This window comes from Mycobacterium sp. NBC_00419, from assembly GCF_036023875.1.
GTDB lineage: Bacteria > Actinomycetota > Actinomycetes > Mycobacteriales > Mycobacteriaceae > Mycobacterium.
In genome coordinates this window covers 4,868,251-4,885,816 of sequence record NZ_CP107931.1, presented here as the reverse complement: position 1 = coordinate 4,885,816, position 17,566 = coordinate 4,868,251, and the positions used below count along the sequence as shown (strand labels likewise).

At 63.0% G+C, this 17,566-nt stretch carries 13 protein-coding genes and 1 pseudogene; 6 read left to right on the top strand and 8 right to left on the bottom strand.

What is annotated here, in order from left to right:
- Nucleotides 1-27 precede the first annotated feature (27 nt).
- The 6 genes from OG976_RS23360 to OG976_RS23335 form a co-directional block, all read right to left on the bottom strand.
- On the bottom strand, nt 28-861 hold the full coding sequence (locus OG976_RS23360; protein WP_328354325.1) for a hypothetical protein: 834 nt from the start codon (nt 859-861) through the stop codon (nt 28-30).
- A 162-nt stretch (nt 862-1,023) separates the two neighbouring features.
- On the bottom strand, nt 1,024-1,902 hold the full coding sequence (locus OG976_RS23355) for a hypothetical protein (RefSeq protein WP_328354323.1): 879 nt from the start codon (nt 1,900-1,902) through the stop codon (nt 1,024-1,026).
- A 67-nt stretch (nt 1,903-1,969) separates the two neighbouring features.
- Nucleotides 1,970-3,547: a hypothetical protein gene (locus tag OG976_RS23350; RefSeq protein WP_328354321.1), complete on the bottom strand. Its 1,578-nt coding sequence runs from the start codon at nt 3,545-3,547 to the stop codon at nt 1,970-1,972.
- A gap of 60 nt (nt 3,548-3,607) precedes the next feature.
- The gene (locus OG976_RS23345; protein ID WP_328354319.1) at nt 3,608-4,714 is read right to left on the bottom strand and encodes a PP2C family serine/threonine-protein phosphatase; all 1,107 of its coding nucleotides are present in this window, start codon (nt 4,712-4,714) and stop codon (nt 3,608-3,610) included.
- The gene (locus OG976_RS23340) at nt 4,711-5,412 is read right to left on the bottom strand and encodes a vWA domain-containing protein (protein ID WP_328354316.1); all 702 of its coding nucleotides are present in this window, start codon (nt 5,410-5,412) and stop codon (nt 4,711-4,713) included. The genes OG976_RS23345 and OG976_RS23340 overlap by 4 nt, the downstream gene beginning before the upstream one ends.
- Nucleotides 5,413-5,592: 180 nt before the next feature.
- Entirely contained in the window at nt 5,593-6,135 is a 543-nt protein-coding gene (locus OG976_RS23335; protein ID WP_328354313.1) for a hypothetical protein, read from the bottom strand.
- A gap of 496 nt (nt 6,136-6,631) precedes the next feature.
- On the opposite strand from OG976_RS23335, the gene OG976_RS23330 reads away from it, so the two are divergent.
- The 6 genes and pseudogenes from OG976_RS23330 (at nt 6,632) to OG976_RS23305 (ending at nt 15,758) form a co-directional block, all read left to right on the top strand.
- Nucleotides 6,632-9,118 carry an outer membrane protein assembly factor BamB family protein gene (locus OG976_RS23330; RefSeq protein WP_328354310.1) on the top strand — a complete coding sequence of 829 codons (2,487 nt, stop codon included), beginning with the start codon at nt 6,632-6,634 and terminating at the stop codon, nt 9,116-9,118.
- A 76-nt stretch (nt 9,119-9,194) separates the two neighbouring features.
- Nucleotides 9,195-10,931: a hypothetical protein gene (locus OG976_RS23325; RefSeq protein ID WP_442930376.1), complete on the top strand. Its 1,737-nt coding sequence runs from the start codon at nt 9,195-9,197 to the stop codon at nt 10,929-10,931.
- 112 nt (nt 10,932-11,043) lie between these two features.
- The gene (locus OG976_RS23320) at nt 11,044-12,666 is read left to right on the top strand and encodes a hypothetical protein (RefSeq protein WP_328354304.1); all 1,623 of its coding nucleotides are present in this window, start codon (nt 11,044-11,046) and stop codon (nt 12,664-12,666) included.
- 397 nt (nt 12,667-13,063) lie between these two features.
- On the top strand, nt 13,064-13,576 hold the full coding sequence (locus OG976_RS23315; protein ID WP_328354301.1) for a peptidoglycan recognition protein family protein: 513 nt from the start codon (nt 13,064-13,066) through the stop codon (nt 13,574-13,576).
- 52 nt (nt 13,577-13,628) lie between these two features.
- Nucleotides 13,629-14,375: pseudogene (locus tag OG976_RS23310) on the top strand (protein kinase domain-containing protein); the annotation flags it as partial.
- Between the two features lie 153 nt (nt 14,376-14,528).
- Nucleotides 14,529-15,758 carry a glycoside hydrolase family 3 N-terminal domain-containing protein gene (locus OG976_RS23305; RefSeq protein ID WP_442930563.1) on the top strand — a complete coding sequence of 410 codons (1,230 nt, stop codon included), beginning with the start codon at nt 14,529-14,531 and terminating at the stop codon, nt 15,756-15,758.
- Nucleotides 15,759-15,855: 97 nt separating this feature from the next.
- On the opposite strand, the gene OG976_RS23300 is transcribed toward OG976_RS23305, so the two are convergent.
- Together OG976_RS23300 and OG976_RS23295 are read right to left on the bottom strand one after the other, a co-directional pair.
- Nucleotides 15,856-16,902 (bottom strand): hypothetical protein, encoded by a 1,047-nt coding sequence (locus OG976_RS23300; protein ID WP_328354298.1) that lies wholly within the window; start codon nt 16,900-16,902, stop codon nt 15,856-15,858.
- 182 nt (nt 16,903-17,084) lie between these two features.
- Nucleotides 17,085-17,537: a flavodoxin family protein gene (locus tag OG976_RS23295; RefSeq protein ID WP_328354295.1), complete on the bottom strand. Its 453-nt coding sequence runs from the start codon at nt 17,535-17,537 to the stop codon at nt 17,085-17,087.
- Nucleotides 17,538-17,566 lie beyond the last annotated feature (29 nt).

Here is a 17,566-nt window from a genome sequence, read left to right as displayed (position 1 = left end):
CTCAAATTTGATCGACGCGTCTCATAGCTATGGCTGTGAGAGTTTCTGTATCCCTCGATGCACCTGGATTCCGGTGTAGACCAGGAACGCCACTGCTGCCAGGTCGACGAGAAGCACCAACACCAAGAGTGGGGCGGGGTCAATCCCTAAGTAGGGGGCGAGGCTACTCGTGACGCTGAGTGCCCAGAGAGTCGTCAAGACGCGCCCAACCATCACCACCGCGCCGACAAGGCATATTCCGAACTCGAGAAACTGATGCGCTAACCGAGTCCCGAGCGCGAAGTACAGATATCCGATGGCTGCCCAAAGCGCGAGAATCATGACGGTCGAGAAGAACGTCGAGGGAATGAGCGCTAGAAGGAAACTGAGGAACACGCCGCCGCCAAAGGTAGCGTAGACGAACGTGTCCGGGGACCCACCACGGAGGTTGTGAAACCACGGCTGGCGGAACAGCTCTCCGCGGACCCCTCGTTCCATCAAACGGATGACGAACGAATCTCCCTTCGTTGGGAGCGAATACGACGAGTAGGACGGGAGACCTGTCGACGCAGGTGGTTTCGCAATCGGATAACTAGTTGCGGACGGGTAGTTGACGATGGGTGGGATTGCACCCGGATACGACACCGCCGAAGGTGGTGCGGGGTTGGGCTGGCTTTGGCCGAAATGCTGTTGGGCCTGGCGCTGATAATCGGCATGCGGTTGGCCGCCTGGTACACCGGGGGTCGACTGACCCCACCCCGTGACCGGCATGGACTGCTGATTCGGCAGCGCGGGACCCGCCGGCCCGCCTATGTTCGTTGCCGGATTGGGGCGGGGTTTCGCGTAGCTGTCGCCCCATGTGGGTTCGTCGCCGTCAGCCATTCCGAAACCTTTCGCTGTCATACCGCGTGCAGTCCAACAATCTCACTGCGACCTTTCTAACCGTAAGTCATGCGCCCCGACCGTGCGAGAGCCTCAATATCAGTCGTTCGACCGACAAGGGAGATGGATACCCACGGCGCGCCGTCGGCAATTCCCAGCTCATCAACTGCCACAACGTCCCCCACCGATCTCACCGAGATGTTCCTGAAGCCACGCCGCCATCCGATTCAGCACGGCGGTGCCGTCGCCGAAACCCCCGGAGTCTGGGACCGCAGCCAACGCGACCACAGTGTGACCTTCTGGAGTGTCGACGATCCCGTACTGGCGCACCAGGTAGAGACCATCAGTGCCGGGCCCCCAACCACCCTTGAACCTACTTCCGTCGATCGTGCCCAGTCCCCAACGTTGCCCGGACACCACTTCACCCATCAGGTCCAAGACAGGAGCATCCCGGGGGTCACACGCCGCGCGCGCAAGAAAACGGACCTGGTCGCTCAGCGGCCACAGTGTTTGACCAAAGGCCGAGAACCCCGGTCGCGTGACCTCGCTAGGGACCAAAGGTGTGGGATCCCCGGCTTCGGCCAAAATGCTCTGCACCTTGTCCGCAGCACCCTGGTGGGCACCAAGTTCGTCCCACATGGACTGGGCGGCGCCGTTGTCTGAGGCGGTGATTGCGGAACGCATCGCGCCGCTCACAGACTGGGTGCCATCTTGGCGCAACAACGCAAGTGCGAGTGGCACTTTGATGGTTGACCAGGCTGGTCCGGACGACCATGTCCCCAGCGTCGTGACTCTTCCCTCGGCGCCCACTGGGGCGTATGCCAAGCCGATGTCGGCACTCAGACCGGTGCTCAGTTCCGCAAAGGCCGCACTCAGATCGACAGCATCGGACGACTGGGACGGGACCGCCGATGGCGTGAATTGTGATGTCTGCTCAGCAGTCGGGGTAGGAGCGCGGGGGTCGGCCGCCGCGCGATCGGTACCGAGGCGGTGCATGAACCACGGCACGCCTGCGATCAAGAGTGCCAGCACGGCTGCCACCGAAATCACTGCTCTAGCAGTGCTTGCCGTTGCGGAACGGGGCACGCGATGGCGCCGCCTCGCGTCCTTAGTAGACATAGACGACAGCGTTGTTGCCGCCGCGACACGTCAGTACCTGTTCCACGGCACATGACATCGCGTAGTCCTGATGGGTAACCGGACTGTAGACCTGAAGGACGGCCGGAAACTGGAGGTTGCTTTGGTTGACGGCGGTTTGGACGTTCACGGCAAACGGGCACGATGTGAGGTCACTGCCTGCCGCAGCATAGGTATACCGGCCACCCCCTGGACCACCGCATGGCCTCGCACCGGGTGGCGGGTAGGCGCGGGCAGTCACAGTCGCTGTGGCGGTTGGTGTGTAGCTGCTGGTATCTGTGGTTATCGTCGATCCAGCGGGCGTCGTGTGCGCGGGCGTGGTGTTGAGGTTGGTGATGAGTGCAATGAGGGCGATCACGACCACCAACGTGCCCAATACCGCGGCGGCGATCACCCCGCCCCGCCGAGACCCCCCAGCAGCAGTAGTACTCGAGACGGGCTGCGACCGCGGCAACGACCCCGAAGGACCCACCGGCGCGGCAACTTTAAACACACTCTGCTGCGCACCCCCAGCCCGCCGCGCAGCACGCTCATCCTCAATCCGACACCACGGACACCACTCCGTCTCCACCGGAACCTGATGACCCCGCCCACACGAACGCACCACCAAGCCCTGCAACACCGCCCGCCACTCCGCCGCCGACGGACGCACAGAAGGATCAACCACCCCCTCGGTAAACGCCCGCACAAACAACCGCTGCACACCTTCAGGCAGAAAATCCACCGGCGGCGCCAACGGATGAGTCCCCAACAACGACCCCGGCCCCCCAGCCCAAAACCCCAACCGCGCCAAACTCAACGCATCCGGCTGATCACCACTGCCCGACCACACCCCCCGCAAGAACGGATGATTCCCGCCCATCAACAACACATGGATATGCACCGCCAACGCAAACAAATCCGAGGCCTTCCCCCGCGGCGTCGACGACAAATCCACCCCCGCCAACTCCGGCGCCAAAAACTCCGGCCGCCCCACCCCACACAGAAACGTCTGCCCCCCACCATCGGTGAACTGCATCGAATCGCAATCCACCAACGTCACCCGCGTGGTGTCGTTCACCAGAATGTTGCGCTCCTGGAAATCCCCCACCACCGCATCCACCCGATGCACCACATCCACCGCTAAGCACAAATTCGCCGCCACATTCACCAAATGCACCCACGACGCATGCACCGTCCACCCCGGCGCACCCGGCAACGGATTCACCCGATTCGACGGATTCGACAACGTATGAATCTCCACCGCATCGGCAGTATCAACCCGAGCCATCACATACCCCACCGGCCCACCATCAGCCCCCACCACCACATGCAACGGCCACGTCAACACCACAAACCCATCGGACTGCACCGCCCCCACAGGCACCGACCCCACCATCGCCGACACCTTCGCCAACTTCACATCCCGATCCCGCAAATCAGAATGAAAAACCTTCACCACCCACCCCGACCGGCCCACCACCTCATAAACCACCCCCTCCCCAGCCCGCGCCAACACCGCACCCAACACCACCGACGACCCACCCACCACACCCAACACCACACTCACCACACACCCCCCGCAGAACGAGGTAGACGGGGGGTCATCGCGGCACCTCGAAATATGTTGTCACTGTTGGGCTTTTCGTCGCCGAGTCTGCCACCGCCGGTTACGCCGACTGTCATCGTCATGGCTGATTGGCTCATTTTGCGAGTCACCGGCGTTCTCGTCGGCCGGGGGCATCGTTGTGTCTCGGCTTGGGGGAAGCGGATTTTGGCCATCGACGAACTCACCACGCTCGACAATGCTGACGGAATCAGGCGGAGGTACCGGCTTTCGTGCTCTGGTCACCACAGCACCGTTGCGGGGAGCCGCGGTCGGCAGCATCGGCGGCGGAGCGGAACTGACGACCGTCTTCTGCACCGGCCTGGCCGACGGATGGAACTCGTCATTGACCCATTCCAGTGCGGCCAGCACCATCGTTTTGTCGTCGCCGGTCTGATCGTCCTCGATGCCACGCAGGAGGGCGGCGAAATCGGCAGCACTTGCGCCGGACCGCACGTGTTGCCAGGAGCCTGCGAAGAAAGGTTCGTACGGCTTACCGGTCACGATATTGGTGATCTTGTAGGTCATCCCGTCGGTGCTGAGCGCGAACGCAGTGAGACCCTCGCGCGCCATGGTGCGGAAGGACTCTTCGAAGGCACCGTCGGATTGGACGAACCAGGTCGCGTTGGCGTACTCGCTCTTCTCCTCGATCAGATGAGTGTCGATACCAGAACCGCTTTCCGAGGCGATGACGCCGTCACCGATCTGGCCGAACAGTGCCAGCGAGGGTGTAGCCACGGCGACGCACAGCGTCGTCGCCAGCTGATTCAGGGGCACACCGAGGGCGTCGGCTTGCTTTCGCACAGCCTCCAGAGCGCCCTCGAACAGCCAGCGCATGATGGGAGCAGCGTCGTCGGCAGATGCACCTCGGAAACTTCGCAGAAATGCCGGTGCCATCGTCTGGTGCAGAACACTCTGGCAGGCAGCGTAGGACCCCCACGCAGACGTACCGCTGACCGAGCCTGCACCATCGGCGACAACGGCGACCACGAAGTCCTCCGTTGCCCCATAGCCAAAGGCGTCGTCGCATCCCAGGCCGCGTCGTAGATGCTCAGATCCGGTTACCGATGCACCACACGCCGTCCACTGCCAGTACCCCGGCTCACTGCGGTCTGAACGGGACGCACTCACACGCTCGACCAGCCGGTCAAGGGTGGCAGTTTGATCTGCTCACCCATGCCCGCCAGTGCCTCGTCGCTTCGGGCGAACTCGGTGGAATTGGATACGTTGCTCAGCGACGCCGACAACCACTCGAACAGTTCCTCATACCGCAGACCATCCAGTGGCGCCGGACCACGTTGCACCGACACCCGGCTCAATTGTTGCCAGTCGACGTGCGGACCCGCACCCACGGCGAAAACCGTGACGCCCCGGGCCATCTCGGTGGCATTCAGGCGAGCCACCGCCTCATCGAGGCCGTCGAAGTTGGCCTGGCCGTCGGTAAGCAAAAGGATCCACGGCCGGTAGTACTGCAATCCGGCGGCTTTGTAGGCGTACTTGCGCTCTTCGATAATGTCTAGAGCTAGGTGGATGCCGGCTGCCATATTGGTTCGGCCAGAGGCCGTGAAACGGGTGGGCTGCAAGCCACGGGCTTCCTGCATTGGTACCAGCACGGTGGCGACGGTGCCGAATGTTACGACCGCCACTTCAACCCTCTTGCTGGCCAGTGGATCGTTGTTGAGGTAGTGAGTGAATGCGGCGTAGCCGCGCTCGAGTGCTTCAATCGGGGCGCCCTGCATCGAACCTGACACATCGGCGAGCACGACGCAGGCGACCCGCGGGTCAGGATTCTCATCGTTCAGTTCGACTGCCCAGCCACCCTGAGTCAAGCGAATCCCTCCCAACTGTGAGTGTCAGCGGCGGGCCCTCGCGCCGTTGCGGTTCCACGCCTTGCTGTGATGAACAAATCCGGATTGTTTCACGGCAACCCTGTTCCGAACTGTCCTCCGTTCGACGTACATGCCACGGAATCCGGGTGCCGTCGTCGCCAGAAACCGCGACGTGACGACCTAGTACGTCGGGGACCCGTAAACGGCTGGCGCCCGCGCGGCTTCGCACCACCTCCGAGTCGCCGCCGCCAGAGCAAGGATCATCGTCAACAGTGGGACACCGACCGTCAGCGCCAAATTGAGCACGATCGTAGGGCCCTGTCGAGTGAACATCGAATCCCACGAGCTACCCATCGACATGCCGCCGAAGGACGTCGTGAACCAGCCCCATATCAACGCCCAGGTGATAACCACATCCGCGATCGCGATCAAGCAACCAACAGTGATGAGCCCGCGCCCGCCAAGCCCTCTATTCAGCAGCTTGATCGCACCACCGAGTAGTGCGAGGGTGCCGACGGCGGACACGATTCCGGCGGCCAAGGCCATATTGCGCGAATCCTTCGCCCAGCCGCTCCCAACTGACATCTGTGACAAGGCGTCAGCGGTGGCGAGATAGGCGTAGGTCACCCAGCCGCGATAGACCGCTATCAACAAAGCGAGCACACCGGCAGCGATCCCCGTGCCACCACTTGCCTGCGGGGCTGCACTCGCGTACGAGGCCACAGGACCTCCGTACTGGGTTGGTGACTGGTACGTCGGTGGAGGATTTTGCGGGGCGGGTTGTGCCACCGGACTCTGATACGCGGGAGACGAGTAAGCGGGGCTGGCAGGCACCGGCGCGGGAGCAGCCGAGCCGCCGTAGGTGTATCCCGCTCCGAACTTGCTCGGGGGCAGATTGTCAGCCACCTGAAGGGTCTAACACGGCCCCGATACCCACGCCGGGCCCACAGGCTTAATTCGTACGAACGGTCGACAAAGCTCGGTCGCCTTCGCGACATTCGGTCGGCGGCCCGGCGTCGGCGGGAACGATTGTCATCCGAACGGATGAATTTCGCCGATCCCAGGCCGCTGACGGGCTTATCAAGCTCAGACCGGAACATTCGTGATGCAAATTTCAGCTGGCATGCCAAACTCTGTCGAGTGATACGTGGGAGCTGTCCGCCGCCCACGGATGCAGAGCGACAACAGATTCCAGAGCTAGAGGGCGGGAGGATCGTCAATGGCAGCGGCGCGGTTCAATCCCCCACCGAACTGGCCGGTGCAGCCGGGTTGGGCACCACCTCACGACTGGCAACCGGACCCTCATTGGCCACCTGCACCGATCGGCTGGCAGTTCTGGGTCGATGACAACTCTGAACATTCCACCGACGCCGTGGGGACATGCGAGACGTCGATGCCTGCAGCGGCGTCCATGTCACGGAAGAGATGGCTCGTCTACGCGGCAGTAACAGTAGCGATCGCTCTGGTTGGCGGAACGGTCGTAGCCTTTACGAGGTGGAATGACGCACCCGAGACAAGCGAACTTCCCAGCGGCATGGTGGCATTCACGTATCCGACCGAGCCAGATTTCACTTGGAAGGTCACAGCCAAAGACACGAAACCGGATGCAGCCGACATCTTTTCGGCGCCGATACACAATCTCGGGCCTGCAACTGGCGCCATCATCGCCGGTGACCACGTGATCGTGCGGCCATGGTCGACAAGTTCATCATTTGACACGACGTCGTTGATGTCCTTGAGCTTGATCGACGGACACACCGAATGGTCGAGAACCACCAACTCTGCGCTTGTGTGCGGTACCAGGACGATGGGCGCAATGCTGCCGTGCCTGACAGATCACGAGGGCACCAATAGGACCGGATTGGAGTTCATCGATACTGCGAACGGCAAAACCATCGCCAAGGGCGTACTCCCGTTCAACGCCAGCCTGATCGAATCCGACGGCAGCAATGTGTATACAGCGGGAATTGACCTTGAAGCGAGGGCCTTCACCGTGGCGAAGGGCTCTCTGGACAACCCCGCGGGCTCCTGGAAGACCACCATTCCGGCCGGGAACTGCAGTGGCTACGCACTTGGTGACAGCTGGGACTTCGGGGTAGCGAACGGGTTGGTGTGGGGTTTCCTCGGCGGGGAGGCTTCGGCGGTGCTGCGGGCTGCCGATGGCAGCGCACTCTTCGACCACGCCGTCGCCGACGCATGGATTGCGGCCGGACCGGCAGTCGTAACGCGACGCTGCGAGCAGGGTGTCGACGACAGTTCCTGGCAGACCGATGTGACGGACGCTGACGGTCAGCGTTTGTTCACTACCAAGTCACTGCTGCAGCAGCCTCACCTGGCTGTATACCGTGGCACGGCAGCGCCGCTTCTGAACCAGTCGGGTGATGCGTTCAACGCACGAAACGGTCAAAGACTCTGGCACGCTGAACTTCCCACACAGGGGCCTTTCTGGCCTCTGATCGTCGGCCAGGTAGTAATGTGGCCGGGCGATGATGAGCTCATCGCGTATGACGTGCAGTCTGGTCAGCGATTGTGGCGGCGGGGCGGTGCCGCCCAGAGCTACTGGCGAAGCGCTATGGGCGCCCTCACTGACGGAGTGAGGATCTTTCTTCCGAGCGGGACGGGGGGCATCGACGCGCTGACGATCGCCGACGGCACACAAGCCTGGAGCATGTCCACCCCAACCGATAGCACAGAACCTCCAGCGATATACGGGACCCCAAGGGGAATTGTGGTGGTCACCGGCCCGAGTATCGGACTGCTGCCAGCGACCGGACCGCCGGCATCGGTACCATCCATCGACGCGACCGACGACTCCCGACGAGCAGGCAGTGGGACGAAACTCGTCACCAAGTGTGGTAGCCCACCTGAGTTCGTGCCGCAGACGATCCGCGTCGAGTCGGGGGAACTCGTCATCACCACAAAGATCGTCGCCAAGTGCCCGGGTGGAGATGTGCTGTCAGCCAACCAGACCCGCATCACAGTCACGTCTGTCGGACAGAACATCGCTTCGGGCATATTTGACCTGTCGGCGACTCCGATCGTCATCGACCCTGGCAATGGAGCTTCTGACGATCCATCCGTGACTCATGACTTCCGTTTCCCAATCGGAACGTTCTGGCGCCTGCCCGTTTCCATCGGTGAGGTGCCGACCGGCGGCGCCACACAACAAGGTCAGGTCGACCTCAACGCCAACTCTCTCCTCATTGACTGCCAGCAAGACGGGACTACAGAGTCCTCAGCCCCGAGCGAAAATGCTGTCGCTGCGGTATCAGAGTCGAGCGTAGCTGCCGGCCCTGCGAATCCGAAGACCGGCGATGGAGAGTCAGCGAGCCTCGATGCACTTCGCGCGATCGCCAACGCCGACCATCCTTTCGTCGCGGCGAATCTCGCGGATCGTTGGGTGCCTCAGCTCAGTTCCAAGCGTCCAGGCCTGGTCGCCGACGGAATCACCTGGAACAACTCAGAGACGCTGCGCGAACATTTGGAGCTGAGATTGAGGTATCCCGAGGTGCGCCTATTGTGGTCTGGGGATTGGTCCACCTTTTCGGCACCCGACTTCTGGATCACGATCGCCGGTGTGACGTTTCCCGACGCAGGTGGTGCTCTCGCGTGGTGCCGAGGCCATAACCTGGATCGGGACCATTGTTACGCCAAGCTGGTCAGTACGTCGCATCCCATCGATGACAGCACGGCGTTCAACAATTGAAGACCCTCAACGATTCCCAGCGTCTCCCCTCCGCAAGGCGGGGTCCATGCGTGCTGAGGTTTGTAGGTAGGTGCTGATGGATGAATTGTGGCTTGCTGGTGGCGGTTTGGCTGCCGATGGCCCAAACCGGGTAGGGGTTCGACTAGGGGTGGTCATTGCCCGCGCCGGCGAAGGCACCATCTCCGAGATCGTCGGCCATCCGCAATGGGTGGCCAAAGTGTTCCACGACGACCTCAAAGACCGCGCCCTCAAATGCGCCAAAGTCGCCGCCATGGTCGACTCACCCCCATCCGGAGCAGTGCAATCCGACGGATTCGCCGTCCTGACCTGGCCACTACACACGCTGGTCGGCCCCACCGGACCCGTCGGCTACGTCATGCACCGCATCGACACCGCCAACGCCGTCGAAATCCACACCATCAGCAACCCCTCCAACCGCGCCAAACCCCTACCCGCAGCACCACAATGGACCCCCCACGTCACCTGGCTACACCTGGTCAACGTCGCCGCCAACCTCTGCCTGGCCGTCGAAGTGGTCCACCGAGTCGACGCCGTCATCGGCGACTTCCAAGAACGCAACATCCTGGTCAACGACACCACCCGAGTCACCCTCGTCGACTGCGACTCCATGCAATTCACCGACACCACCGGACACCAATACCTCTGCGGCGTCGGCCGCCCCGAATTCACCGCCCCAGAACTCGCCGGCCTCAACCTCGCCACCACCGCCCGCCACAAACCCTCAGACCTGTTCGCACTGGCCGTCCACATCCACCTGCTCCTGATGGCCGGCAACCACCCCTTCCTACGCGGCACCTGGACCGGCCACGGCGAACAACCCGACGCGATGAGCCTGGCCAAATCCGGATGGTGGGCAGGCGGACCCGGCTCACCACTACACACCCACCCCGTCGCCCCACCACCACAATTCCTACCCGACAACATCCAACGACTCTTCCACCGCGCCTTCACCACCGGAGCACACGACCCCGCCACCCGACCCACCGCCCACGAATGGCGCACCGCACTCCAAGGCCTACAAATCCGCACCTGCCCCCACGGACACCAAGTCCCCGTCGAAACCGAACAATGCCCCTGGTGCCACATCGACACCCAACGCACCGCCCGCAAAACCCAACACACCTACACCACAACACCCCAACCCAACCAAACCGTCTACCCCATACCAACCCCACACACCCCCAGCACCCCACCCACAACCACAACCACAACCACAACCCCACGCAACACCACCAAATACATCCTCGCCGGCGCCGCCATCCTCGCCATCCTCATCACCACCATCGCCCTCACCACCAACCGCACCACCACCACAACAACCGCCACCACCATCATCACCGCCACCGCAACAGCCACCGCAACAGCGGTCGTCACCGCCACCCCGACAACCACCACCCCACCCCTCAATGAGTCGACGGCATTCGACCGGCTGCGCGAAATCGCAGACAACGACCGCAGTTTCGTCGCGGCGAATCTTGCAGACCGATGGGTGCCTCAGCTCAGTTCCAAACGACCGGGTGTTGTCGACCAAGGGGTGACTTGGAACAACGTGCTGACCTTGCAAGAGCACATGCGTCTACGTCAGCAGTACGACGCCAAACTGTTGTGGTCCGGCAATTGGTCCACATTTGACGACCCCGACTGGTGGGTGACGGTCGCCGGTGTGACATTTCCCGACGCTGGTGGGGCGTTGGCGTGGTGCCGTGATCACGGATACGACCGCAACCATTGTTACGCCAAGCTGGTCAGTACGTCGCATCCCATCGACGGCAGCTCGGCGTTCAACAACTGATCGGATGGTTTTGAAATCTTGAATGGCGAGGTAGGTGCTGATGGATGAGTTGTGGCTTGCTGGTGGCGGTTTGGCTGCCGATGGCCCAAACCGGGTAGGGGTTCGACTAGGGGTGGTCATTGCCCGCGCCGGCGAAGGCACCATCTCCGAGATCGTCGGCCATCCGCAATGGGTGGCCAAAGTGTTCCACGACGACCTCAAAGACCGCGCCCTCAAATGCGCCAAAGTCGCCGCCATGGTCGACTCACCCCCATCCGGAGCAGTGCAATCCGACGGATTCGCCGTCCTGACCTGGCCACTACACACGCTGGTCGGCCCCACCGGACCCGTCGGCTACGTCATGCACCGCATCGACACCGCCAACGCCGTCGAAATCCACACCATCAGCAACCCCTCCAACCGCGCCAAACCCCTACCCGCAGCACCACAATGGACCCCCCACGTCACCTGGCTACACCTGGTCAACGTCGCCGCCAACCTCTGCCTGGCCGTCGAAGTGGTCCACCGAGTCGACGCCGTCATCGGCGACTTCCAAGAACGCAACATCCTGGTCAACGACACCACCCGAGTCACCCTCGTCGACTGCGACTCCATGCAATTCACCGACACCACCGGACACCAATACCTCTGCGGCGTCGGCCGCCCCGAATTCACCGCCCCAGAACTCGCCGGCCTCAACCTCGCCACCACCGCCCGCCACAAACCCTCAGACCTGTTCGCACTGTCCGTCCACATCCACCTGCTCCTGATGGCCGGCAACCACCCCTTCCTACGCGGCACCTGGACCGGCCACGGCGAACAACCCGACGCGATGAGCCTGGCCAAATCCGGATGGTGGGCAGGCGGACCCGGCTCACCACTACACACCCACCCCGTCGCCCCACCACCACAATTCCTACCCGACAACATCCAACGACTCTTCCACCGCGCCTTCACCACCGGAGCACACGACCCCGCCACCCGACCCACCGCCCACGAATGGCGCACCGCACTCCAAGGCCTACAAATCCGCACCTGCCCCCACGGACACCAAGTCCCCGTCGAAACCGAACAATGCCCCTGGTGCCACATCGACACCCAACGCACCGCCCGCAAAACCCAACACACCTACACCACAACACCCCAACCCAACCAAACCGTCTACCCCATACCAACCCCACACACCCCCAGCACCCCACCCACAACCACAACCACAACCACAACCCCACGCAACACCACCAAATACATCCTCGCCGGCGCCGCCATCCTCGCCATCCTCATCACCACCATCGCCCTCACCACCAACCGCACCACCACCACAACAACCGCCACCACCATCATCACCGCCACCGCAACAGCCACCGCAACAGCCGACTGGGAAGCGACAACCACTACTGCAAGGGCAAGTGCACCAACGGTTTCACCGAACTCCCTCAATGTCAGCGTGCCTATGAGCCACCCACCTTGTGACGGCTTGGGGATCGTCGTACTCGCAAATGCGGTCACCCCCGGGCGGTACGACGCAGAGATCCAGCGCGCTCTCGACACATATCCGGGGTCGTCGTATCTCAGGACCGACGAGTCGTGTGCGTCACTTCGCAAACGCGACGACGCCGGCAACCCGATCTACGCGGTGTACCGCCCCGCCGGGCGAACTGTCGGTGACATCTGCGCCGCCGTGCGGGCAGCGGGCGGGAACGCCTACGGCAAATGGCTCGACATGACCACAGATCCGAAGTACATGATCCCGTGCTGAGACGTAAGGGTTGGGCCGCAATGATTTCCACGATCAACGACTCACATTGCTCCGCCGAGAAGGCCGAATCCGTATGGTGAGCGCCATGGATGGCGTGGCGCCCACACCGGCAATACCACGGGGCGACGGTATCGACCGCCGCAGCTTGTTCCGGCTGGCAGGTGCGGTCAGCCTCGCAACCGCCGTCGGTGCTTGCTCGGCCGAGCCTCGACAAGATCCCGGTTCACCGTCGGCAACGAGCCCGACAGAAGCGATGTCGGCATCAAGCAGTCCCCTACCCGCCCCGCCCGCAGGACCAACTCCCGCGCCAGTTTCCGAATCTGCTTCTGAGTTGTGCCGGCAGGCCTGGGGTGCTTTACCTGCCCGTCCCGGCGGCATACCCCAGACGCCCAGCAAGATGACGATTCATCACACAGCAGTGGTCCTCGGCGACAACAGCAACGCCCCGGGCCGCCTTCGCCAACATCAGCACTACCACCAGGACTCCAAGGGTTGGATCGACATCGCCTATCACATCAGCGTCGACCGAAATGGCAACATCTATCAGCTCCGCGACCCGCACCTCGTCGGTGACACCGCGACCAGCTACGACCCCACCGGGCACTTTCTCGTCGTCTGCGAAGGTAACTTCGATGAAGAGGAGGTGAGCGAAGCCCAGTTGCACGGTGCGGCGGTGGCTTTCGCCTGGGCTGCACAGCAGTTCGGCATCTCAACCGACACACTGGCCGGGCACCGGGATGTCAGCCACGACACCGCCTGTCCCGGCGCAACTCTCTACGACCACGTCACCTCAGGAGACCTCAAGCAACGAATAGGCACTCTGATGGCGGCCGGCCGAGTCGACCTCACGACGATCTGCGGACCCGAGGCTGCGGCCATCGTCGCCGACATCGAAGCAGGCCGGCGATGAACGCCACGAGTCGGAAACGAACCACATCGCTACTGAGGCCAACGTGGCACCAATGCAGCTGATACCGGGCGGGATGTTCGCCGGCTACCGAATAGTGCGCCACCTCGGATCAGGCCTTACCGGTGAGGTCTACCTCGCGGAGCATCCCAGCCTGACCACACCGGTGGCACTCACCATCATGCCTGGCCGCTTCCCCACCGACTCTGATCGCCAGGCGCGTTTCGGCCAGCGTCTAGGACGTATCGGGGCTCTCACTCACCCTCACATCGCCACCGTCCGGGACTGGGGCCACGAACCGCAAGCAGTGTGGTACGTCTCCGACTGGGTCGACGGTTCGAATGTGCAGCAGCTACTAGTGGATCGCTTCTCGGACGGCATACCCGCCAAGGCTGTACTCACCATCGCCGCTGCCATCGCCGACGCCCTGGACTACGCGCACAATGCCGGCGCGCTGCACCTTCAGGTAGAGCCCACCACCATTATGATTACCGGAGCTGATACACCGGATTTTCGGATCGTCCTCACCGACTTCGCGATTCGCAATATCCGCACCTCGGCGCTGACGGGGAACGCCTACACCGCACCCGAGCTTCGCAGCCGCGAACAACCCCTTGTCCGTAGTACGGATCAGTACGCTCTAGCCGCCACGGTCCTGCACATGCTTGTCGGGAACTCTCCCGGAATCGCTAGCGAATTTGATTCCGCTGGGAGACAAGCTCTGCAGTCAGCTCTCAACCTGGCATCGGTCCCGGCCGCCATGCGCTCGCCGTTGAGCAATGCCACGGCAACAGACCCCGAGCAGCGCTACTCGACATGCCGACAGTTCGTCGCCGATCTGTCAGCGAGCACTAGGGCCCCCAGTGCACCGCCCGTCTCACCTCCGACAACGGGAGCCGCCTCGATTCGGGCAGGTGCTCCGGCTCACGATGCTGAAGACGATCCACCGTCGTCGGTGGCTGCATCATCTCCTGCCGTGGCGTGGCGGCGGCCGGGCGTCCTCACGGCCGCCATCGCTGCAGTCGCCGTCTTGGTGGCGTCAGCCTCGGCGTTCTATCTCAGAACTGAGCAGCACGAGCCAGATAACACTGGCAAGCCGAGATCGTCATCGGTACCGCCGGCACCACCGCCGCAGACTGTCCCGGCGGCACCGTTGTCGCAATGCGCCCAAGCGGACGCAGCCGTGTCGCAACTGTCGCTGCGCGACAAGCTCGCGCAACTCCTGATGGTCGGTGTGACCGGGGCCGATGACGCGCGCGCGGTGGTCACCGACCAACACGTCGGCGGGATCTTCATCGGAAGCTGGACAGATCTGTCGATGCTGACCGACGGATCGCTGCAATCGATCGCAGCGGCGAGCGGACCCCTTCCTCTTGCTGTGAGCGTGGATGAAGAGGGCGGTCGGGTCGAGCGGCTGGCCAAGCTCATCGGCCACCAGCCGTCACCGCGCATTCTGGCCCAGACAAGCTCTCCTGCTGACGTTTACGAGATCGCGCTCGAACGTGGACGTCGTATACACGACTTGGGCATCACGGTCGACTTCGCACCCGTCGTCGATGTGACCGACGCGCCGAACGACTCCGTGATCGGCGACCGCTCATTCGGCTCCGATCCCCAACGCGTCGTGGAGTTCGCCCAGGCCTATGCCCGTGGACTGCGTGATGCGAACGTGTTGCCAGTGCTCAAGCACTTCCCGGGACACGGGCACGGTTCCGGAGATTCACATACCGGTCAGGTGCAGACGCCACCGCTATCGGAGCTCATGGACGACGACCTCATCCCCTACCGCTCGCTGACCACCGATGCACCCGTCGGTGTGATGGTCGGCCACCTGGAAGTACCGGAGTTGACCGGGACAGATCCGGCCAGCCTCAGCCCGGCGGCCTACGCCCTGTTGCGCTCGGGCGAATACGGTGGAACCCCATTCGACGCAATCGTTTTCACCGATGATCTGTCCAGCATGGCCGCCATCAAAGAGAGATACGGTGTTGCCGAGGCCGTGACGATGGCCCTGCGGGCGGGAGCCGACACGGCGCTGTGGATCACGACCGACCAGGTGCCAGCGGTACTGGATCGACTCGAAAGTGCCTACAACGCCGGAGACCTGACCCCGCAACGCGTCGACGACGCGCTGCGCCATGTCGTCGCCGCCAAGCATCCACGCGGCAACTGTGGTGCTCGATGATCGGGTCCGTACCTGCATGACAAACCGACCGCAATCCGCTCGGTGGCGAATTGCGGTCGGCTTTATCAGTACTCAGGCCCTCCGCTTGGGCGTGAACCTAGTCGTGTGCCTTGGCTCGTCCGCTGGAGCCGTGCGCCTTGCTGTGGTCAGCTCCGGCGCCGGCTGAGCTGTTTGCGGATTTCTTCTTGCCGGGCGTCGCGGCCTTGGCTGACGAGCCGGTACCGCCAGCATCCGCTTTCACCGGCGGCGTGGCAGAACCGTCATCGGCGGGCTCGGTGGCGTCGTCGGCGGCGCCGGCCTCAGTTGCGGACGCATCCGTCTGCGGGACTGCTTCGGTAGCCTCGCTGACCTGAGCTTGGGTGGTTGGCACGGGTTCGGCAGGAAGGGCACTGGCGACCGGGCTGTCAATTGCGCTGTCCCCGGGCGCTTCTGGCGCTGCCATGATGTGCGCAAGCCTGCCTGACCGCCCGGTGCTCGTACCGACAGGCTTGGGGCCGTCCGCATCGGTGGCATCCGCGCCGCCGCCAACCTTGGCCGCGGCAGGCGTCGCGGCCGCCGCGAACGGGATCCACCCTCCGTTGAGGAAGTAGTTGATCTCGGTCTGGACGAAGTACGACCACGACGTGACGATGCCGTCGAAGATGTGGCCGATGTAATACGGGTCAAAGCTGGCCAGAAATGCCGTTCCGCAGGTCAGCGGGTACCACACGATCGGCCATAGCGCGTAGTGGTAGATGAAGTAGACCTGATCGGCGATGATGTTGACAACAGGGATGTAGGAAGCCACCGTTACCGCCGTGTTGACCACGGTGGTGATGAACGGTTCCAGATCGTAGAAGACGTTGTTGACAAGACTCCAGGCGTCGCTCCAGCCCGGAATGTAGGCCATCAGCTGGACATCGCGTTGAGTCACCTCGATAGCGGTGCTGGCAACCGCGGCAACCGCGGCCGGAAGCTCGGTCCGGGCGGCGGTTGTACCGTCTGGAAACGCAGACACGATTCCGACAGAAGTAACCCCTGCGATCAACGCCGACCGCATGGAGACCTTCGATAGTGAGCGCAACCGCCCACCGAAGGCTTGGTGCTTTGCCGCGGCAACCTCAACTGTCATGTGCGCAAACCTTCCAATAATGCTGGGCCACACCGAGGTGTCCGGAACAATGTGGCGACGCTGTCGTCCCCGTACCCGGTTGTGAATGTGTTTTCTGACCGTAACGAATTGACGGCAACGAAGATGTCACCCAAACGTACGAAAGTTACGCACGGAAACTCGACGTGGATTGCGTGCAACAGCAAAGGCGGACCGGCGAGCGACCGGACGCGGGCCTACCCCATCAACTGAGCGGCCACCGTCGCACCCAGGTTCCAGCACGCCTCGAGGTCGGCCTTGGTCGGCTTACCGGAGACCACGACGGTCTGGGCGACCTTCTCCCAGCCCAGGCCGGTGGTGATGGCGTCGACACCGCGCTCCGCGCCTTCGGTGCCCTCGTTGCCGTGCAACCACAGCCCGAACGGCCGGCCCCGGGTGGCGTCCAGGCACGGGTAGTAGCAGACATCGAACGCATGCTTGAGCGCCCCGCTCATGTAGCCCAGGTTCGCCGGGGTGCCGAGCAGGTACCCGTCAGCCGAGAGCATCTCGGCCGGCGACACGGTCAGCGCGGGCCTGCGCACCACCTCGACGCCCTCGATGTCGGGGTCGGTCGCACCGGCCAGCACCGCCTCGAACATCTCCTGGCAGTGCGGTGACGGAGTGTGATGAATGATCAGTAGGAGTGGCACGTCGCATCTATTCGCTCGCCGAACGGCCG

Coding starts and splice junctions, on each gene's coding strand:
- OG976_RS23360 (WP_328354325.1), bottom strand. CDS start 861: ATGGCTGACGGCGACGAACCCACATGGGGCGACAGCTACGCGAAACCC.
- OG976_RS23330 (WP_328354310.1), top strand. CDS start 6,632: ATGGCAGCGGCGCGGTTCAATCCCCCACCGAACTGGCCGGTGCAGCCG.
- OG976_RS23325 (WP_442930376.1), top strand. CDS start 9,195: ATGGATGAATTGTGGCTTGCTGGTGGCGGTTTGGCTGCCGATGGCCCA.
- OG976_RS23315 (WP_328354301.1), top strand. CDS start 13,064: ATGACGATTCATCACACAGCAGTGGTCCTCGGCGACAACAGCAACGCC.